This is a genomic window from Roseibacterium elongatum DSM 19469 (assembly GCF_000590925.1).
Lineage (GTDB): Bacteria > Pseudomonadota > Alphaproteobacteria > Rhodobacterales > Rhodobacteraceae > Roseibacterium > Roseibacterium elongatum.
In genome coordinates, this window is the sequence record NZ_CP004372.1 from 3,537,428 (window position 1) to 3,555,109 (window position 17,682).

General features: G+C 62.8%; 19 protein-coding genes. 12 read left to right on the forward strand and 7 right to left on the reverse strand.

Annotation, left to right across the window (positions count from 1 at the left end; genetic code table 11):
* Nucleotides 1–8: 8 nt before the first annotated feature.
* The 6 genes from ROSELON_RS17090 to ROSELON_RS17115 all read right to left on the reverse strand — a co-directional run bounded on the left by ROSELON_RS17090 (nt 9) and on the right by ROSELON_RS17115 (nt 7,327).
* The gene (locus tag ROSELON_RS17090) at nt 9–1,316 is read right to left on the reverse strand and encodes a biotin/lipoyl-containing protein (protein ID WP_025313500.1); all 1,308 of its coding nucleotides are present in this window, start codon (nt 1,314–1,316) and stop codon (nt 9–11) included.
* A complete protein-coding gene (locus tag ROSELON_RS17095; RefSeq protein ID WP_025313501.1) occupies nt 1,306–2,301 on the reverse strand; it encodes an alpha-ketoacid dehydrogenase subunit beta in 996 nt (331 codons plus the stop codon). Before ROSELON_RS17095 ends, ROSELON_RS17090 begins: the two co-directional genes overlap by 11 nt.
* Nucleotides 2,302–2,311: 10 nt before the next feature.
* On the reverse strand, nt 2,312–3,289 hold the full coding sequence (locus tag ROSELON_RS17100) for a thiamine pyrophosphate-dependent dehydrogenase E1 component subunit alpha (RefSeq protein ID WP_025313502.1): 978 nt from the start codon (nt 3,287–3,289) through the stop codon (nt 2,312–2,314).
* An 87-nt stretch (nt 3,290–3,376) separates the two neighbouring features.
* Entirely contained in the window at nt 3,377–4,675 is a 1,299-nt protein-coding gene (locus ROSELON_RS17105; protein ID WP_025313503.1) for a M24 family metallopeptidase, read from the reverse strand.
* Between the two features lie 65 nt (nt 4,676–4,740).
* Nucleotides 4,741–5,547 carry an SDR family NAD(P)-dependent oxidoreductase gene (locus ROSELON_RS17110; RefSeq protein ID WP_025313504.1) on the reverse strand — a complete coding sequence of 269 codons (807 nt, stop codon included), beginning with the start codon at nt 5,545–5,547 and terminating at the stop codon, nt 4,741–4,743.
* A gap of 10 nt (nt 5,548–5,557) precedes the next feature.
* On the reverse strand, nt 5,558–7,327 hold the full coding sequence (locus ROSELON_RS17115; RefSeq protein WP_038650555.1) for an ABC transporter substrate-binding protein: 1,770 nt from the start codon (nt 7,325–7,327) through the stop codon (nt 5,558–5,560).
* 259 nt (nt 7,328–7,586) lie between these two features.
* Here ROSELON_RS17115 and ROSELON_RS17120 point away from each other — a divergent pair, with 259 nt between their 5' ends.
* The 5 genes from ROSELON_RS17120 (at nt 7,587) to ROSELON_RS17140 (ending at nt 12,999) form a co-directional block, all read left to right on the forward strand.
* Nucleotides 7,587–8,537, forward strand: coding sequence for a sugar ABC transporter substrate-binding protein (locus ROSELON_RS17120; RefSeq protein ID WP_407059667.1), 951 nt, complete (start codon nt 7,587–7,589; stop codon nt 8,535–8,537).
* 77 nt (nt 8,538–8,614) lie between these two features.
* The gene (locus tag ROSELON_RS17125) at nt 8,615–9,421 is read left to right on the forward strand and encodes an SDR family oxidoreductase (protein WP_025313507.1); all 807 of its coding nucleotides are present in this window, start codon (nt 8,615–8,617) and stop codon (nt 9,419–9,421) included.
* Nucleotides 9,422–9,499: 78 nt separating this feature from the next.
* Nucleotides 9,500–10,480 carry an ABC transporter permease gene (locus tag ROSELON_RS17130; RefSeq protein WP_025313508.1) on the forward strand — a complete coding sequence of 327 codons (981 nt, stop codon included), beginning with the start codon at nt 9,500–9,502 and terminating at the stop codon, nt 10,478–10,480.
* A gap of 12 nt (nt 10,481–10,492) precedes the next feature.
* Nucleotides 10,493–11,494, forward strand: coding sequence for an ABC transporter permease (locus ROSELON_RS17135; protein WP_025313509.1), 1,002 nt, complete (start codon nt 10,493–10,495; stop codon nt 11,492–11,494).
* On the forward strand, nt 11,491–12,999 hold the full coding sequence (locus tag ROSELON_RS17140; protein WP_025313510.1) for a sugar ABC transporter ATP-binding protein: 1,509 nt from the start codon (nt 11,491–11,493) through the stop codon (nt 12,997–12,999). The genes ROSELON_RS17135 and ROSELON_RS17140 overlap by 4 nt, the downstream gene beginning before the upstream one ends.
* A 184-nt stretch (nt 13,000–13,183) precedes the next feature.
* Here ROSELON_RS17140 and ROSELON_RS17650 read toward each other — a convergent pair whose 3' ends face one another.
* The gene (locus ROSELON_RS17650) at nt 13,184–14,194 is read right to left on the reverse strand and encodes an alpha/beta fold hydrolase (RefSeq protein ID WP_025313511.1); all 1,011 of its coding nucleotides are present in this window, start codon (nt 14,192–14,194) and stop codon (nt 13,184–13,186) included.
* Between the two features lie 97 nt (nt 14,195–14,291).
* On the opposite strand from ROSELON_RS17650, the gene ROSELON_RS17150 reads away from it, so the two are divergent.
* The 7 genes from ROSELON_RS17150 to ROSELON_RS18910 all read left to right on the forward strand — a co-directional run bounded on the left by ROSELON_RS17150 (nt 14,292) and on the right by ROSELON_RS18910 (nt 17,632).
* Entirely contained in the window at nt 14,292–15,305 is a 1,014-nt protein-coding gene (locus ROSELON_RS17150; protein ID WP_025313512.1) for an AraC family transcriptional regulator, read from the forward strand.
* Between the two features lie 106 nt (nt 15,306–15,411).
* Nucleotides 15,412–15,777 (forward strand): glycine zipper family protein, encoded by a 366-nt coding sequence (locus ROSELON_RS17155; RefSeq protein ID WP_025313513.1) that lies wholly within the window; start codon nt 15,412–15,414, stop codon nt 15,775–15,777.
* Nucleotides 15,778–15,791: 14 nt separating this feature from the next.
* A complete protein-coding gene (locus ROSELON_RS18320) occupies nt 15,792–15,944 on the forward strand; it encodes a hypothetical protein (RefSeq protein ID WP_156945980.1) in 153 nt (50 codons plus the stop codon).
* Nucleotides 15,941–16,309 carry a hypothetical protein gene (locus tag ROSELON_RS17160; RefSeq protein WP_025313514.1) on the forward strand — a complete coding sequence of 123 codons (369 nt, stop codon included), beginning with the start codon at nt 15,941–15,943 and terminating at the stop codon, nt 16,307–16,309. Before ROSELON_RS18320 ends, ROSELON_RS17160 begins: the two co-directional genes overlap by 4 nt.
* Before the next feature lie 16 nt (nt 16,310–16,325).
* Complete coding sequence (locus ROSELON_RS17165; RefSeq protein WP_025313515.1) at nt 16,326–17,192, forward strand: SDR family oxidoreductase; 867 nt, start codon at nt 16,326–16,328, stop codon at nt 17,190–17,192.
* On the forward strand, nt 17,189–17,362 hold the full coding sequence (locus tag ROSELON_RS18905; protein WP_245605381.1) for a hypothetical protein: 174 nt from the start codon (nt 17,189–17,191) through the stop codon (nt 17,360–17,362). The genes ROSELON_RS17165 and ROSELON_RS18905 overlap by 4 nt, the downstream gene beginning before the upstream one ends.
* A gap of 78 nt (nt 17,363–17,440) precedes the next feature.
* A complete protein-coding gene (locus ROSELON_RS18910; protein WP_245605382.1) occupies nt 17,441–17,632 on the forward strand; it encodes a hypothetical protein in 192 nt (63 codons plus the stop codon).
* Nucleotides 17,633–17,682: the final 50 nt, after the last annotated feature.

Genomic DNA, 17,682 nt, shown 5'->3' on the forward strand with positions numbered 1-17,682 from the left:
TCCGTCTGTCAGAGCAGGTGGCGGAGCGGCTGCTCCATCCGGCCTGCGAATTCGGTGATAAGCTGGATCGCGTCTGACGCGTCGAGCTGTGCGGCTGCGCATTCCAGCGTGATGGCCAGGCCGGCCCTGTCATCGGTGAGCGACAAGACCGGTGTGGTCTCGGCCCCCATGTTCAGTGAGGCCAGCGATGTTCCCCGCAGGTCACGCACGATCAGCGCCGGGTCGTCATCGGTTTCCGAAACCCCGCTCAGGCTGCGACCGACCGGCACGTGGTAGGTTTGCCGGTTGCCAAATCGCTCGATGGCCACGCAAACCGCGTCGGCCCTTCCAAAGCTGGTTCCGGCAAAGCCCGCCAGAACCGCATCCGGGTTGAGCGCCCGTGTCTCCCCGGCCCAGAGAGAAAAGGCCGACAGGCGATCGGCCGAACACACCGCAGTCAGCCGGCGCGGGGCCTCGGAAGGGGGGGCAACGGGTGCCGCCGTGGCGCGCGGCATGTTGCGCAACACCTCCAGATCGGCCACGTGGAAGGGCTGTGGATGGCCAGCCTCGGCCAGGCTGGCGAGGTCCAGCCCCTGTTCAATCGCGAGACGCCGCGCCTTGGGCGAGGCCAGGATGCGCCCGCCAGGGTTTGGCGACGCTGCCGCTAGGGCGACGGTTTCGGTGGGTTGCCCGGCGGGGGATTTGTGGACTGATGGCGGCGGGGCCGATGTTTCGGCAGGCTTGGCTTCGGTGTCCTTCACCGAACGCGCGACCGGCGCGTCAGGTTTGTTGCCCGAAACGATCGCCACCGGATCGCCCACCGGCACCTCTTCCCCGGCCTCGGCCAGCGTCGCAGCAAGCCAGCCGTCGCGGCCCGCCTCAACCTCCATGGTACTCTTGTCGGTTTCGACCTCGAACAGGATGTCATCGGCCGAGACCTGATCACCCGGCGCTTTCAGCCAACTGACCAACAGGCCGGTATCCTGCGCCATGCCAAGCTGCGGCATGGTCACGGGGTGACCCTCCGGGATCGTGTCATCTGCGGCGACTGGAGGGGCAGGGGCGGCCTGTGATGGGGCGGGGGCCGGGTCATCTTCGGCGCTGTCCGAGATGCGCGCGATCACATTGCCGACCGGCACATCATCGCCTTCGCCATAGGACACGCCCGTCAGAAATCCGTCGGCCGGTGCCTCGACCTCCATCACCGCCTTGTCGGTTTCGACCTCGAACAGGGCATCGCCCTTGGACACCGGATCGCCCGGCGCCTTGAGCCAGGACACGATCTTGCCCGCGTCCTGCGCCATGCCGAGCTGAGGCATGGTCACGTCATGCGGCATGGATCATCTCCCCCGCGCAGAGCTTGCGCGCGTTTTCGACCACACCTTCGGGCGTGGGAACGGTCAGATCCTCCAGCGCCGGGGAAAACGGCACCGGCACATCCATCGCCCCCATGCGCAGGACGGGTGCATCGAGGTGGTAGAACGCCTTTTCGTTCAGGCGACTGGCGATCTCGGCGGTGACGCCATAGCTCTGGTGGCCTTCGTCGATGACGATGGCGCGGCTTGTCTTCTTGACGCTGTCCAGCAGCGTCGCCTCGTCCAGCGGCACGATGGTGCGCGGGTCGATCACCTCGGCGTCGATCCCGTCGCCGGCCAGCATCTCGGCGGCCTTTTCGGCGACCTGCACCATGGAGGACGTGGCGATCAGGGTGATATCCGACCCCTCGCGCTTGGTATGCGCCTCGCCGAAGGGGATCAGGTATTCCTCTTCCGGGACAGGGGCCTTGTCCTGATACATCAGCTTGTCTTCGAAGATGACGACCGGGTTGTTGTCGCGGATCGCCGTCTTCATCAGGCCCTTTGCCTCGTAGGCCGAGGAGGGCAGGGCGACCTTGAGGCCGGGAATATGCGCGACAAGCGCCTGCAAAGACTGGCTGTGTTGCGCGGCCGAACGGCGCGTGGCACCGAGGTTGGTGCGCAGGACCATCGGCACGGTCAGCTTGCCGCCCGACATGTAATGCTGCTTGGCCGCTTGGTTACACAGCTGGTCCATCACGAGATAGATGAAATCGCCGAACATCAGGTCGACAACGGGCCGCGCGCCGGTCATCGCGGCGCCCACGGCCATTCCGACAAACCCGGGTTCCGAGATCGGCGTGTCGATAACGCGGTCGGTGCCGAATTCTTCGACAAGACCGGACAGCACCTTGAAGGGCGTTCCGGCCTCGGCGACATCTTCGCCAAGGATGAAGACGCTCGGGTCGCGGCGCATCTCTTCGGCAAGCGCCTCGTTCACGGCTTGGGACAGGGTGATTTCTCGCATCGGTCTCTCCTCAGTCCGCGTAAACGTGCATGTCGACCTCGTTGGCCGGCGGGTAGGGGGCCTGTTCGGCATAGGCCACGGCCTCGGTCGCGTTTTTCTCGATCTCGGCATTCATCGCCTCGATTTCTGCCTCGGTGGCGATCCCTTCGCTGACAAGGAAAGCGCGGAAGCGGATGATCGGGTCGCGATTGTCCTTCCAGTCCTTCTCCTCGTCCTTCGAGCGGTAGTATTCACGGTTGATGTCGCCGACATGGTGCCCGTGGTAGCGATAGGTCATCAGTTCCATGAAGAACGGGCCCTCGCCCTTGCGGGCCCGCGCCACCAGCTTTTGCGTCAATTCGTTGACCGCCAGCACATCCTGCCCGTCGACCGTATGCGCCTCGATGCCGAACGCCTCGGCGCGGGCCGTGATCGAACCTGCGGCGATTTCCTCGGTCTTGGTGTATTCCGAATAGCCGTTGTTCTCGCAGGCGTAGATCACCGGCAGGTTCCACAGCGCGGCCATGTTCATGACCTCGTACATCAGCCCCTGCGCCGTCGCGCCATCACCGAAGAAACAGACCGTGACATCATCCTTTCCCATCAGCTTGGCGCGCAGGGCCGAGCCTGTGGCGATCCCCATGGACCCGCCGACGATGGCGTTCGCGCCAAGGTTCCCGTGGCTTTGATCGGCGATATGCATCGACCCGCCCTTGCCCCGGCAATAGCCCTCGGCCTTGCCGAGCAACTCGCAGAACATTTCCTTGAACTCCGCCCCCTTGGCGACGCAATGCCCGTGGCCGCGATGGGTCGAGGTGATGCGGTCGTCGTCGGTCAGCGCCTCGCAGATGCCCACGGCGACGGCTTCCTCGCCGGAATACATGTGGGTCAGCCCCGGCATTTTGGCCGACAGGTAGAGCTGGTTGGCATTGTCTTCGAAAGTGCGGATGCGAACCATCTGGCGATACATGCGCAGGTAGTCCTCGGTATTCGTCTTGGCTTTGGCCATGTGATCCTCCCGGGGTGGGCGGGGGCGGCGGGGTGAACCCCGCCCTACGCGCGTTGCACCGTAGGGCGGGATTTATCCCGCCGCGCCTCAGTAGCGGTTCGCGATGGGCAGCTCTTCAGCCGGGAAGAGGCTGATCACTTCGCAGCCGGTTTCCGTGACCACGACCTCTTCCTCGATCCGGGCGGCGGAATAGCCGTCGCTGGCTGGACAGTAGGTTTCCAGCGCAAAGACCATGCCGGTCTGGATCTCCATCGGGTGATCCAGCGACACGGCGCGGCTGATGATCGGGCGCTCGTGCAGCGCCAACCCCAGGCCGTGACCGAATTGCAGGCCAAAGGCCGCGTCCTCGTTCGGGAAACCCAGGCTTTCGGCGGTCGGCCAGACCTCGGCCACCTTGTCGGTGGTCACGCCGGGCCGGATCATCGCGATGGAGGCATCGATCCACTCGCGCGCCCGGATGTAGGCGTCGGTCTGCGACGGTGTCGCGCGGCCGATGTTGAAGGTCCGATAGTAGCAGGTGCGATAGCCCTGATAGCTTTGCAGGATGTCGAAGAACGCCTGGTCACCGGGGCGGAACAGCCGGTCGGTGAAGTTGTGCGGATGCGGGTTGCACCGCTCGCCCGAAATGGCGTTGATCGCCTCGACATCGTCCGACCCCATCTCGTAGAGAAGCTTGTTGGACAGCGCGACGATGTCGTTTTCGCGGACGCCTGGTTTCAGCTCTTCGTAGATCATGTGGTAGACGCCATCGACCATGCTGGCCGCTTGGGTCAAAAGCTGGATTTCGTCCCAGTTCTTGATCTCGCGCGCCGACAGCATGATTTGCTGGCCGTCGACCACCTTGATCCCTTCTTCCTGTAAGGCGTGGAACATCGCGGTTTCGGCATAGTCGACGCCGACCGGCATGTCGGCCATCCCGGCCTCCTTGATCAGGCGCGCGATTTCCTTGGCGTATTTCTTCATCAACCCGAACTCGGGCGGGATGGTGCCGCGCATGCCGACCACACCGGCGAGGCAGTGGTCAGGCTCCAGCCAATCGGAGTACCGCTGGTGATGCACGGCGGCCGAGCCGAAATCCCAGACATAGGGGCTGTCATCGCCGGTCAGCAGGCAGAACCGGCACATCTTGTCCCGTTCCCACTCGCCGATCTTGGTGGCCGAGACGTAGCGGATATTGTTGACGTCGAACAAAAGCAGCGTGCCTGCCTCGGACGCCTGGAGCGCCTGCCGCGTGCGGGCAAGGCGGTAACGGCGCAGGCGGTCATGGTCGATGCGGCGTTCGAAATCGACCGAGGTATGGCCCCAGGCCGGCAGGCGTTCCCGCCATTCCCAATTGGGTTCCAGATCTTGCGGGGTCAGAAGGTTCGGCATCAATGCGCGAGACATCATAAGCTCCTTTCGGGTGCGTTCTCGCGCACCCACTGAGGTCGGAAAATCAGGGTGTCGGCGATCTACTTCGTGACCCAGCCGCCATCGATGGAGATCATCTGGCCGGTCATGTAGTCGCTGTCGTCGGAAGCGAGGAACGAGGCGGTTCCGATGATGTCCTTTGGATAGGACACGCGCTTGATGACAAGGTTGTTCTCGACGATGTCGTCGTAGGCTTGACCTTCGCGTTCCTTGAAGCCGATTTCGACGAGATCCTTATCAAGCTGCTCCCAGAGCGGCGTCACGACGACGCCGGGCGCGTATCCGTTGACGGTGATGTTGTGCTCGGCAAGGCCGAGTGCGCCGCATTCGGTCAGGGCAAGGCAGCCGTATTTCGAGGTGCAATAAACGGTGACGTCCACCAAGGGCTTGCGCGATGCGATAGAACCCACGTTGATCAGCTTGTAGGGCTTTTCCTGCGGGCCCTGGGCGATCATCTGGCGGGCGGTTTCCTGCATGCCAAGCCACATCGCCTTGGTGTTGACGTTCATGATCATGTCCCAGTTGTCTTCATCGATATCCATGAAGAACCGGGGCTTGTTCAGGCCGGCATTGAAAAGGCCGACATTGATGCTGCCAAAGGCATCCACCGTGGCGTCGACCGCGTTGCGATTGTCCTCGCGCTTGGTCACGTCCATCTTGACGGCGATCGCCTTGCCGTTGCCGGCTGCATTGATCTTGTCCGCCATCGCCTGCGCTTCATCCCCGTCGAGATCGCCGAGGCAGACATTCGCGCCTTGGGCGGCAAACGCTTCGGCATTGGCGGCACCCATGCCGCGTGCGGCACCAGTGATAAGGATGTGCTTTCCCTTCAGGCGATTGGGGTCCATGGTTTCCTCCCTATTGGACTGATCTTTCAAGGATTTCCTCTGCCTGCGCCTGCAGGCGAAGAAGCGCCTCCTCCGGCGCCACGATGCCGCGCAGCATGTCGTGCAATTCCATGCCGCAGAGGTTGATGATGTCGGAAATCTGCGCGATCGGCGGGCGCGGCCAGAATTGCAGTTCGTCGCGCCACGACATCTGGTCCACCAGTTCGAAAATCGGCGACAGGCGTCGCACTTCGGGGTCGGCGCCAACGGAGTAACGCGGCGCTGTTCGGCTGCCATTCTGGATGTAGAGTTTCTGCGCCGATGGCGACGTGAAGGCGACAAGCGCCTCGACCGCATCATCGACACGTTCCTCGCTCAGGTTTGCCGGGATGCACAGCGCATAGCCGCCCACAGGTGCAATCGGGGCGCCGTCGGGTCCGTGCGGGTGTGGCAGGTATCCTGTGTTGCCAAATGCCGGACAGGTTTCGTCCAGTTCGAAATACGGGGCCAGCAGCGTGTACCCGTAAGCCATCGCGACCTTGCCCCCGGCGAAGGGGCGCACGCGTTCGTACCACGACATCGACAGGATGTCGGGTGGAGAGAACTGCATCAGGTCCATCAAGTATTCAGCCGCGTCGCGGGTGCGCGGCGAATCTATCCGTGCCCTGTAATGGCCGCCAGCAAGGTCGCTTGCGTCGAACCCGCCTGCGACTTCCGGCAATTCGATGATGGGCTGCCCAAAGGCCGCGCTTGTCATCATGAAAGTGTGCCCGAGCGCTGTGCCGCGTGCAGCATTCCAGGCGACCCCATACCGACCATTGCGCGGATCGTGGAAATGGCGCGCGGCGGCGATCACGTCGTCATGAGTGGCTGGCGGCGCCAGACCTTCGCGCGCGAACCAGTCCTTTCGATAGAACATCAATTCTGGTGTGGTCTGGCTTGGCACACCATAAGGTACGCCCCCCCAATGGGTTGCACGCCATCCCGCCGTGTGGAAATCGCTTGGGTCCAGCCGATCGACATCCATGATCTCGGGAAGCGGCCGGAGAACACCCTTGGACACAAACTCCCCGATCCAAGGCAGGTCGACCGCGATCAGGTCATAAGCACTTTTCTTTCGTTCGGCATTGCGCAGGGTTTCCTCGCGCAAACGGTCAATGGAGAAGGCGCGTTGATGAATGTCGGTTCCGACAATCTGTTCGAACTGGCGCTTGAGTGTATCCATGACCATGAAGGTCGGATCGCCATGAACGAGGATCCGAAGACCCCCAGCCAGCTTGAGGGGCGACAACAGCGCGCTGGGCGGCGCGATTGCCGCTTGGCCTGGCACGTAAGAACCGCCGTAGAAATAGTCACCGGCATGATCCTCGGCATCGAAGGCCTCGCGAGCGAGACGCCCGACGCGGCTTGCCAGCTGACTGAAGTGGTCAAGAAGGTCTGCACTGGGGTGAAGGGAAAAACTGCGACCAGTTTTCGTTCTGGCTCTTTGTTCGACATAGCCAGCAGACTGGATCTCGGCCAGCTTCCGCATCGCGGTTGCATAGGGAACTCCGGACGCGGACGCCATCGACGACGCGGATACCAACCGCCCTTCTACATGCCCTCGCAAAAGGTGCAGCAGCATGTTCAAATGCGGGTTCGGCGTTGTAGGGTCGAGCGATGTGTCCAGTTCAACGGTCAGGTCCGTCAAGAACCCGATGAGCCGCGCGAGTTCGGCATCGGCCACGCCATTGGACGAAAGGGATCGGCTCGAGGCCGCACCTTGTCCATTTTGAATGGCGTTGGCAGCTTGACTGAGCATGGTCCCCTTGGCGCCTGACGGTGCGGTGCATATCGGTGGGCGTTTCACTGGATGTCCCCCTGAATTGTTCAAATTGAGAGTAGCTGCGGCCCTCCGAAGATATCCAATTCGGATAAAAAATCACCCAAAATGGATATAAATGGGTCGTTTGATTGCGACTGAAAACACGCTCGATACAACGCAGATTGCACCGGGCGATTCCCGGGCTGGGAGGACAGCGGCAATCCGTTAGAAAACTGGGAGGAAGAATATGATCCGAATGACCAAGCTATCGCTTGCGTGTTCCACTGCACTCGTCGCCATGGGGGGCGCAGCAGCAGCACAGACCATCACAATCGGCATCACGCAGAACAACGTGGGCGTCGACAGCTACCAGACGACCTATGAGCAGGCCTTCATCGCCGCAGCCGAGGCCAATCCCGATGTCGAGGTTGTCGTGCTGGACGCCGGCGGCGACGTGGCGCGCCAGATCGCGCAGATCCAGGACCTGATCCAGCAAGAAGTCGACGCCATGATCATTTGGCCGACCAATGGTCAGGCTGTCATTCCCGCTGTGCGCGAGGCCTACCAGGCGGGCATCCCCGTCATCATCACCAACTCGAATATCGCCGAAGATGGGTTCGACTTCGTGCGGTCCTTCTCGGGGCCGGATAACATCACGCAGGGTGCCCGCGCCGCGGAGATCATGTGCGAACGCTTCACCGATATGGGCATCCAGGACGAAGCGCAGATCGTACAGATCACCGGCCAGCCGGGTTATACCACCGCGATCGAGCGCGCCGAGGGGTTCGAACAGCGTCTGCCCGAGGTCTGCCCGAACGTCACGCTGATGGAAAGCCAGCCCGGCAACTGGAACCGGGAAGACGCGCAGCGCGTGATGGAAGCGTTCCTCGTCCAGTACGACGACATCGACGGTGTCTATTCGGGTGATGACAACATGGGCGTTGGTGCCTTGAACGCTGCTTTGGCGGCAGGTCGAGCCGAAGACATCACCTTCGTCGGTGCCACGAATTTCGCGGTTGGCTATGATGCCATGGAGCGCGGCGAATACTGGGGCTCGATCTACCAGTCGCCGGTAGATGACGCCCAGGCGGCGCTGCAGACCGCGCTGGATATTCTTGCAGGCGAAGACGTGCCGTTCCTGAACTATTTCGACACGCCGAAGATCACGCAAGAGAACATGGGCGAATTCGATCGTCCGGTTTTCTAAGATCCTCCCTGTGCGGGGGTGGCCAGCCTGGTCGCCCCCGCATTTTTCAAGAACAGTCAAGTTTCAGGGGGCGCACCGTGGTCGAACCTCGTGGTGTCGAAGGTCGTGTATGCATTGTCACCGGCGCAGCCAGGGGCATCGGTCGCGCCATCGGTGAGGCACTGCTCGCGGACGGGGGCAAGGTCTGTTTCGCCGATCTCAACGCCGGTCTGGCGGCCGAAGTGGCCGAAACGAACAAGGCAAGCGCAGGCGTAGACGACGGCTCGGTGATGTCGGCGGGTGTCGATGTCCGGGACCGGGCGCAATTCCGTGCCATGGTGGAGGCAACCGTGGCAAGCTTTGGCAGGTTGGACGTCATGTTCAACAATGCCGGCGTGAACAAACCGATGAATTTCCTCGATGTCACCGAGGACAATTGGCATCTCATCATGGACGTGAATGGCCTTGGGTGTCTGATCGGTATCCAGGAGGCTGCTCGGCAGATGATCGCCCAAGGGGGTGGGGGAAAGATTGTGAACACCGCCTCGATCGCGTCTCGTCAGGGCTTTGACAATGTCGCGCCCTATTGTGCATCGAAATGGGCCGTGGTCAGTCTGACGCAATCGGCGGCACGCGATCTGGCCAAGCATGATATCACGGTCACCGGATTTGCCCCGGGCGTTGTCGCGACCGAGATGTGGGAGCAGGTCGATCAGGATCTGATGGCCATCGGTGCGGCGGAGCGCCCCGGTCAGGCCATGGAGGAATTCTCGGCAGATATCCTGAAAGGGCGTGTCGCGCGGCCTGAAGACATCACCGGAACCACTACGTTCCTTGCGTCGCGCGCAAGCGACTACATGACCGGGCAAATCGTGATGATCGACGGAGGCATGACCTTGGTCTGATATCAATCCCCCGCCGTGGGAAGGGCGAGGGATCTAGTGGGAGGGGTGCGCAATTCGCGGCCCAAAGGGAGGATCTAAATGGCCGATCAGGCTATGAAATCGCTTGGCAGTGTGTTGGCGCGACAGGGCATTCTCGTCGCCTTTATTCTGTTCATGGTGAGCTTCACGCTCTGGAATCCGCGCTTTATCGATGTGGATAATGTGTTTGGTGTGATCCGGTCTTCGGCAATCCTCGGGATCATGGCCCTGGGGGTCACCTTTGTCGTGATCGGCGGCAATCTCGACCTTTCGGTTGGGTCCATGCTGTCCTTTTCGGCCATCGTGGTGCTGGACCTGCACGAAAACCCCGCTTTCGGGCCGGCCCTTGCCATCCCTGCGATGTTTGCGATGACCCTTTGCCTTGGGGCGATCAATGGGTTCCTGATCGGGTATCTCAGGTTGAATTCTTTGATCGTGACGCTGGGGATGCTCTCGGCCATCCATGGCCTGACGCTGACCTACTCGGGCGGTCAGAACATGGATATCGCCAACCAGAATGAAACCTGGTTCGATGTCTTTGGCCGGGGAGAAGCCCTGGGCATCCCCATTCCGGTGCTCATTTTCCTTTTGCTTGCGGCGTTCCTCGGCATCGTGCTGGCCAAGACCCCGTTCGGTCGCAAGGTCTATGCGGTCGGGGGCAACGGGACGGCGGCGACGTTTTCAGGCATACCGCGCGCCCGCGTGGTTTTCATGACTTACCTTATCTCAGCCTTTTGCGTGGCGACGGCCGGCCTGATCCAGGCCAGTCGCACCATGGGGGCCCAGAACACCGTTGGCCAAGGCATGGAGTTGGAGGTTCTGGCCGCCGTCATTCTTGGAGGGGCGTCGTTGCTGGGCGGATCGGGCACGATCTTCAAGACGGTGATCGGGGTGCTCATCCTCGGATTTATCCAAAATGGACTCCTGCTGGCCGGGCTCGAGTTTTACGTCCAGTTCGTCGTCACCTGGATCATCATCATCCTGGCCGTCTGGCTCGATATCGCCACCAAGCGCGGCAAGCTTTGGTCGCCGATCGCCTGAGGAGGGCAGAACATGCAGAACGAGACCCTCAAGCGGTTGATCAAGAACGGTGCGATCTGGGCCTTTATCATCATCCAGCTGGTTTTTTTCGAGGTAGCCGGTCGCTGGTGGTCGCTCAGTGACAGCGCCTTCATGGACCTCGACAACATGCTGTTGTTGCTCAAGCAGTCGGCCCCGATCGGCATTATTGCCATCGGCATGACGGTGGTCATGATCAACGGAAATATCGACCTCTCCGTGGGCGCGACTTATGCGCTGGCCGGGATTGTCATGCTCGACTCGATGAATTGGCCGTTCATGGAGGCAATGGGCGACGCCGCGATCCCGCTCGCGTGGCTGTTCGCGTTGTTCACAGGGGCAATTCTGGGGCTGATCAACGGCGTGATCGTTTGGAAGACCGGCGTCGATGCCTTCATCGTCACGCTTGGCGCAATGTTGGGCTATCGCGGCCTCGTCTTCATGTATAACGGCGAGAACCCGACCTATCACCTGAACTGGACGATGGTCGATTTCGCCGAGGCGGATATTCTTGGCCTGCAAACGCCTGCCTTGGTTTTCATCGCCGTTGTCCTGATCGTCTGGCTGCTAATGACCCGCACGGTGCATGGGCGCAATGCCTATGCCATTGGCGACAACCGCGAGGCCGCCGTGAATGCCGGTATCCGCGTCGGGCCGCATATCGTCGTGAACTTCGTTTTGATCGGGTTCCTCGCCGCCCTGTCGGCCGTGGCGTTCTACTCGGGCAGCGGGTCGGTCAATCCAAATGACGGAATGCTGTTCGAACTGTGGGCCATCACCGCCGTCGTCTTGGGCGGCACCAAGCTGGCCGGGGGGCGCGGGTCTATCATCGGCACGCTTGGCGGTGTGATCGCCATCCAACTTTTGCGCAAGGGCCTTGGCCATATCGGCGCGGACACCGAGACCGTGAACCTTGTCATCGGCACCATCCTGATCGCGGTCCTGTTTCTGGATCGGCAGCTCAATCGCAAGGGCGCAGAGGAGTTGAAAGTATGACCGATCATACACCGGCACTTCGTCTCAAAGGTATCGTGAAGACGTTTCCCGGCGTCCGTGCCCTCGACGGCGTCAGCTTCTCGGTCCTTCCGGGCGAGGTTCACGCCCTCATGGGGGAAAACGGCGCTGGCAAGTCCACTTTGATGAAGGTTCTGGGCGGGATCTATCAGCCTGACGCCGGAAAGATCTTCATCGAGGAACGCGAAACCGAGATGCGCGGGCCGCTCGAGGCCAAGGCCAATGGGGTAATGTTCATTCACCAGGAACTCAGCCTTGCAGAGGAATTGTCGGTCGCCGAGAATATCTATCTCGGGGAGTTGCCCCGCAAAAGCTTCGGTCGCGTTGACTGGGCGACGCTTTATTCCCGAACCGACGCAATCCTCGAAAAGCTCAAGGTGGGCTTCAATGCCCGGACCTTGGTTGGAGACCTTTCCATTGCGAACCAGCAGATGGTCGAGATCGCCCGCGCCCTCACCGTGGACGCGAAGGCGGTGATCTTCGACGAGCCCACGGCATCGCTGACCGATGCCGAGAAGGTTGTTTTGTTCGACGTTATCGAGGGTCTGAAGGCACAGGGCGTGGGGATCATCTACATCTCCCATCGCATGGAAGAAATCTTCAAGATGACGGACCGCATCTCGGTTCTGCGAGATGGGGAGTATCGCGGCACACTCAACACCGCTGAAACGAATGAGGACGAGATCACGCAGATGATGATCGGGCGGTCTCTCGATATCAGCCGCAATGTCGAGCAGGTGGAGCTTGGACCGGTCGCCCTGCGGGTCGAGAACCTGTCTTGCGGGCATCTTTTTGAGGACGCCACTTTCGAGGTCCGCGAGGGCGAAGTGCTGGGATTCTACGGCCTGGTCGGGGCAGGCCGCACCGAGATTGCCGAAACCCTGTTCGGCTTGCGCAAACCGACCTCGGGGCAGATCTATCTGAAGGGGGAGGCGGTCAAGATTACCTCGCCGATCGATGCGATAGCGAAGGGCATTTCCCTGGTCCCGGAAAGCCGGAAGGAGCAAGGCCTCGTCCTTGGCATGAATTGCCGGGACAACATGACCTTGCCGCAGGTTGCCGACCTGACGGCGGGACCGTTCGTCTCCGACGGCGCGGAAATCTCGATCTACGATCAGTATCGTGATCGCCTGTCCATCAAAAGTCCAAGCTGGAAAACGGCCGTTGGCAACCTGTCGGGCGGAAACCAGCAAAAGATCGTGATTGGCAAATGGTTGTCGATGCAGCCGGAGGTGCTGATCGTGGACGAGCCAACGCGCGGTATCGATGTCGGGTCGAAATCTGAAATCCACAATCTGCTGCGCGGCTTGGCGAAACAGGGTTACGCCGTGATCGTGATATCGTCGGAAATGCCCGAGGTGCTTCATGTCTCCGACCGGATCGTCGCCATGTACCATGGCCGAATTATGCGCGAGTTCTGCGCAACGGAGGTGACGGAGGACAGCCTTATCCAGGCGATCTCGGGCATCGAAGGGACGGCCGCATGAGGTAACACGCAGCCCCACGAGGACGGCTGCTGACCTGTTGACGAGTGGTTGGCAAGAGCGCGCTGATCTAGGCTCGCCGACGGCGTTAGAAGCACGAGGGGCCAGCTTGGCCTCGAGCGCTTTCAGTGACCGCGATGCAGATGGCGGATAGGTCTGAGTACGGCGCGCAAGTCCGGGCGATCTCTCAGTGTTCCGGCAGCGGCGATCCGGTCAGTGTGGCAAGAAAGGACCTGATCGCGGCAAGCGTGGCCTCGGGGCGGTCCCAGGTGGTGTCGTGGCCGGCCCCCTCGATCACTTCCATCCGCGCCTCCGCGAACATCCGAACGTGCCGGGCCTGAAGCGGCGCGCCGGTCCAGTCGTTGCAACCTCCTGCCAGGATCAGGACAGGGCCGCCGAAGGCGAGACCGGGGGCCATGGCGCCGAGCGCGGCAGCCGGGGCTTTCCAGAAAGCGTCGCTTGCGCGGCTGCCGAAACGCCAGGCGGGGGCGTCGTAGGCTTGTCCGGGGCAGTGGTAGGGGTTCGCCGGATGATTGGCGAAGGCATGCACGACGGCGCCGACGATGCTGTCCGCCGCTGCGTCCGCATCCCCTGTGACGCCGCGCGCGCGGAAACCGGCCAAAAGGCCGACCCAAAGAACGCGCGGCGTGCGAGACAGCGCGGTGCGCCGGGCCTCGAATGTGGCGAGGCCCTCGGCGTCGAGGAAGCCGGGCTCGATCAGCACGGCGTGGGAAACCGCCTCGGGACGATGGCCAAGATAGGCCGTTGCCAGCATTGCGCCCCAGGAATGACCGATGAGGGCGACAGGCCCGCCGCCATGGGCCGCGATCACCGCATCCAGGTCGGCGAGGTGATCGGCCATACCCAACCGCTCGGGCGTCACCCGCTCGGACAGACCGGCCCCGCGCTGGTCGTAGAAAAGGACACGGTGAGTCCGGGTCAGCCCCTCAAGCGCCAACAAGGATCGGTGATCCCCCCCTGGGCCGCCGTGCAGAACCACGGCGAGCGGGGCGCCCTCCAGTCCGGCGACGCGGCCATGCAGCACCACACCATGTCCTGCCAACCTTGGCAGCGCGGGATCGTCCGTCACGGTGGCCGGAACCCGCAACGGCACCCGCGTGATCCAGAAAAGCCCGGCAAAGGCCAGGGCACAAAGAACGAGAAAACCGACAATCGTGCTAAGCATGGGATGCAGCATAGGGTTGTCCTTGTGTCGTGTCCCGGCACATTCTGCCCGCGCGCGCCAGGGCGGTATGACCCGGCGCATCATCCTATTGACCGCAGGAGACTGCCGGATGTCCGATCAGACCATGGCCGCCGGTTTTGCGACGGCGTTCCTTGACTATGCGGTGGCCGAAGGCGCGCCGCGGGACGGGTTGCTTGCAGCCTCGGGGCTGACGGAAGCCGACCTGGCCGATCAGGACACGCGCATCCCGGTCGCCGCCTACCAGAGCCTCATCGCCTCCGGGATCGAAGCGACGGGCGACACCTCGCTACTTCTTCGTCACGTCTTGGAGACACGGCTGGACACGATGTCGATCGTCGGCCAGATCGTGCATACCTCCGCGTCCTTCCCGCACAGCCTGAGCCAGTTGAACCGCTATGCGCGGCTGATGGCGGACGTCGCGATCCCTGGCGGGCGCGACCGGTTCGAGCTTGAACGCAAAGGAGACACGGTGTGGCTGGTCGACAACCGTCCTTGCGACGGCAACTGGATGGCGACCGAGGCCAGCTTTGCGCGGTTCATCTCGGAATTCCGCCGGTCCGCTCCCGAACATCCCTTCGAACAGGCGCTGGAGGTGACCTACGCGCCGCCACCGCATGCCAACCGCTACCCCGAGTTCTTCCGGGTGCCGATCACCTTTCGCGCGGTGCGCAACGCGCTGCGTATCAATCCGGTCTGGCTGGACGAGGCGTTCGAAGGCGGCAAGGAGTATGTGTTCGGCGTCTTCACGCGCCACGCGGACGCGCTTTTGGCGGAACTGGCCACCAATGACACCGTGCGCGCCGCCGTCGAGACGCGGATGCTTTCGGACCTGCACGAGGGCACCCTGTCGATGGACCGGATTGCACGCGACCTCGGCATGAGCCGGCAAACGCTCTATCGCCGGCTCAAGGACGAAGGCGTCACCTTTGCGCAGGTCCATGACGATCTGCGCCGCCGGATGGCGATGGACTATTTGAGCGCGCGAAAGGTCTCGGTCGGCGAAACGGCCTACCTTCTCGGGTTTTCCGAGGCATCGGCCTTCGTGCGCGCGTTCCGGCGGTGGACCGGGTCAAGCCCGACCGGCTGGCTGGCCGAGCGCTGAGCGATTGGCATCGTAGGTCAAACGGCTGATCTCTGCGGTCATGCCGCCGCCCGGTCGCGACGGGTAGATCCCCCTTCGACACCATTGAACGTCGAAGGAGATACGAATGAAACCGATGCTGATCACCCCCCTTGCCCTGTCGATCCTGTTGGGGGCCTGCGCCGATCTGGGTACGAATGTGGACCCGATCCTCGATGGCGAACCGAACGCACAGTTCCAAAGTGACCTTGCCGCGTGTCGCACCCTTGCCCGCAATCAATCGCAGCTTGACCGCGAAACGATGGCGTCTGCCGCGATCGGCGCCGGAATTGGCGGAGTCTTGGGCGAGGTAGACGACGATGGCGACGCGCTTGGCGGGGCCCTCGCCGGGGCGCTTGCCGGTGCTGTTGCGGGCGGGGCAGAGGCCAGCGAACGCCGCGAGGCCATCGTTCTGAACTGTCTGCGGGGCCGCGGCCACGCGGTCGTGGGATGAAGGGGGGGGAACACATGCAACAAGCCATCCGCACCCGAATGGGCCGCCTGCATCGCCTGCTGACCGGAGGTGACAAGCAGGTGAGACCGCTTTGTGAATACCCGCCCCGACATCTTTGGGGCGATCTGGGCCTGCCCGAACGGCAGTCGCGCGCGCTGCGCCCATGACCCAGATCCTTGCCTATGCCTATGCCGGGTTGGCCGCGCTGCCCGTGACGATGCATCTGGCGGTCAGTGCGGGCGCTCCGCTGGGGCGCCTGACGGTGGGCGGCCGCTTTCCCGGCCGTCTGCCACCCGTTTGGCGGGGCCTTGCCTTGGTGCAGGCTGCGCTGCTTGTGGCAATGGCCGGGGCCGTGCTGGCGCGGGCCGGGGTGGGCTGGCCGCGACTTGCCGCGCTGTTCTGGCCTGCGGTCGGAATCACATTGCTGACGCTTGTCGCCAATGCAGCAAGCCCCTCGCGCCCGGAGCGGCGGCTCTGGACTCCCGTCATCGCCCTTATGTCCGCAGCCGCGCTTGCCATAGGCTTCGCCTGACCCGAGGAGAAACCCAATGCACGTTCTCATCGCCGGCGCGACCGGCTATCTGGGGCGCTTTCTCTGCGCCGAATATGCAAGACGCGGACATCACGTCACTGCGCTTGTCCGCAACACTGCGCGCGCCGAGGGCTTGGCAGACCTGCTGCTCAAGGCCGAAGCGACACGGCCAGATACGCTGTGCGGCGTCATGGATGGCGTGGACCTCGTCGTGTCATCCTTGGGCATCACGCGGCAGGCGGACGGGGTCGGATACTGGGATGTCGACTATCAGGCAAACCTGAACCTGATGCGCGAGGCCGAAGCCGCCGGTGTAAAACGCTTTGCATATGTGCATGTCCTACAGGCCGAGGCGATGGCGGGCGTGCCGCTGGTCGACGCCAAGGCCGCTTTCGTGACCGCTCTGCAAGCCTCTGACATGCCTGCGACGGTGATCGCGCCAAGCGGCTACTTCTCGGATATGAGCGAGATCCTGTCGATGGCGCGGGCGGGGCGCGTCTGGCTGTTCGGGGACGGAACGCAGCACCTGAACCCCATCCACGGGGCCGATCTGGCGGCGGCTATCGCCGATGCGACCGACGCGGGGCGGGGCTGGGTGGAAATCGGCGGCCCAGACGTGATGACTCAGAACCAGATCGCGCGCGCGGCCTTCGCCGCCCTCGGCAAGCAGCCACGCATCACGTACCTGCCGGACGCCCTGCGCAGAACCGCGCTCGCCGTTCTGCCGATCCTGCCGCGGCGCGCAAGCGGGCCCGCACGGTTCTTCTTGACGGCGCTGGGTATGGACATGGTCGCACCCCGGTTCGGCACACGGCGCCTTGCCGATCACTTTGCAGGCCTCGCCGCCGAAGCCCCACGCCAAGAAAAAGGATCCCGCACATGACACTTCGCACAGCCGGCGGCCTTGCCGCCCTGATCTGCGCCGCAACCTACCTGGTGGGGTTCGCTCTGCTTGTCACCGTGCTGGCCCCGCTGGGCTTTGGAGCTGACGAGGTCGACGCCACGGCGGTCGCCAATTTCATCGCCGAGCGCCCGGGCGTGATGATCGCCTAGAACACAACGATCTACATCGTGAGTGCTCTGGCATTCGTTGTCCTGGTCGTTGCGCTGCAGCGCCAAATCTCTCCAGTCATGCCTGACGCGGCCGCCCTGACCGGGGCGATCGGCCTAATCTGGGCCACCCTCGTCCTTGGTGCCGGAATGATCGCCAATGTCGCGGTCGAGCGCACCCTCGCAGTCGCCGCCGACCCAGAGGCGGCGGCCGCCCTATGGCAGACGCTCCACGCGGTTGAACTCGGCCTTGGCGGCGGCAACGTGACCTGAGACCCGTTTCCTCATCCATTTTGAGGTAGAGTCCGTCCCAACGAAGGAGA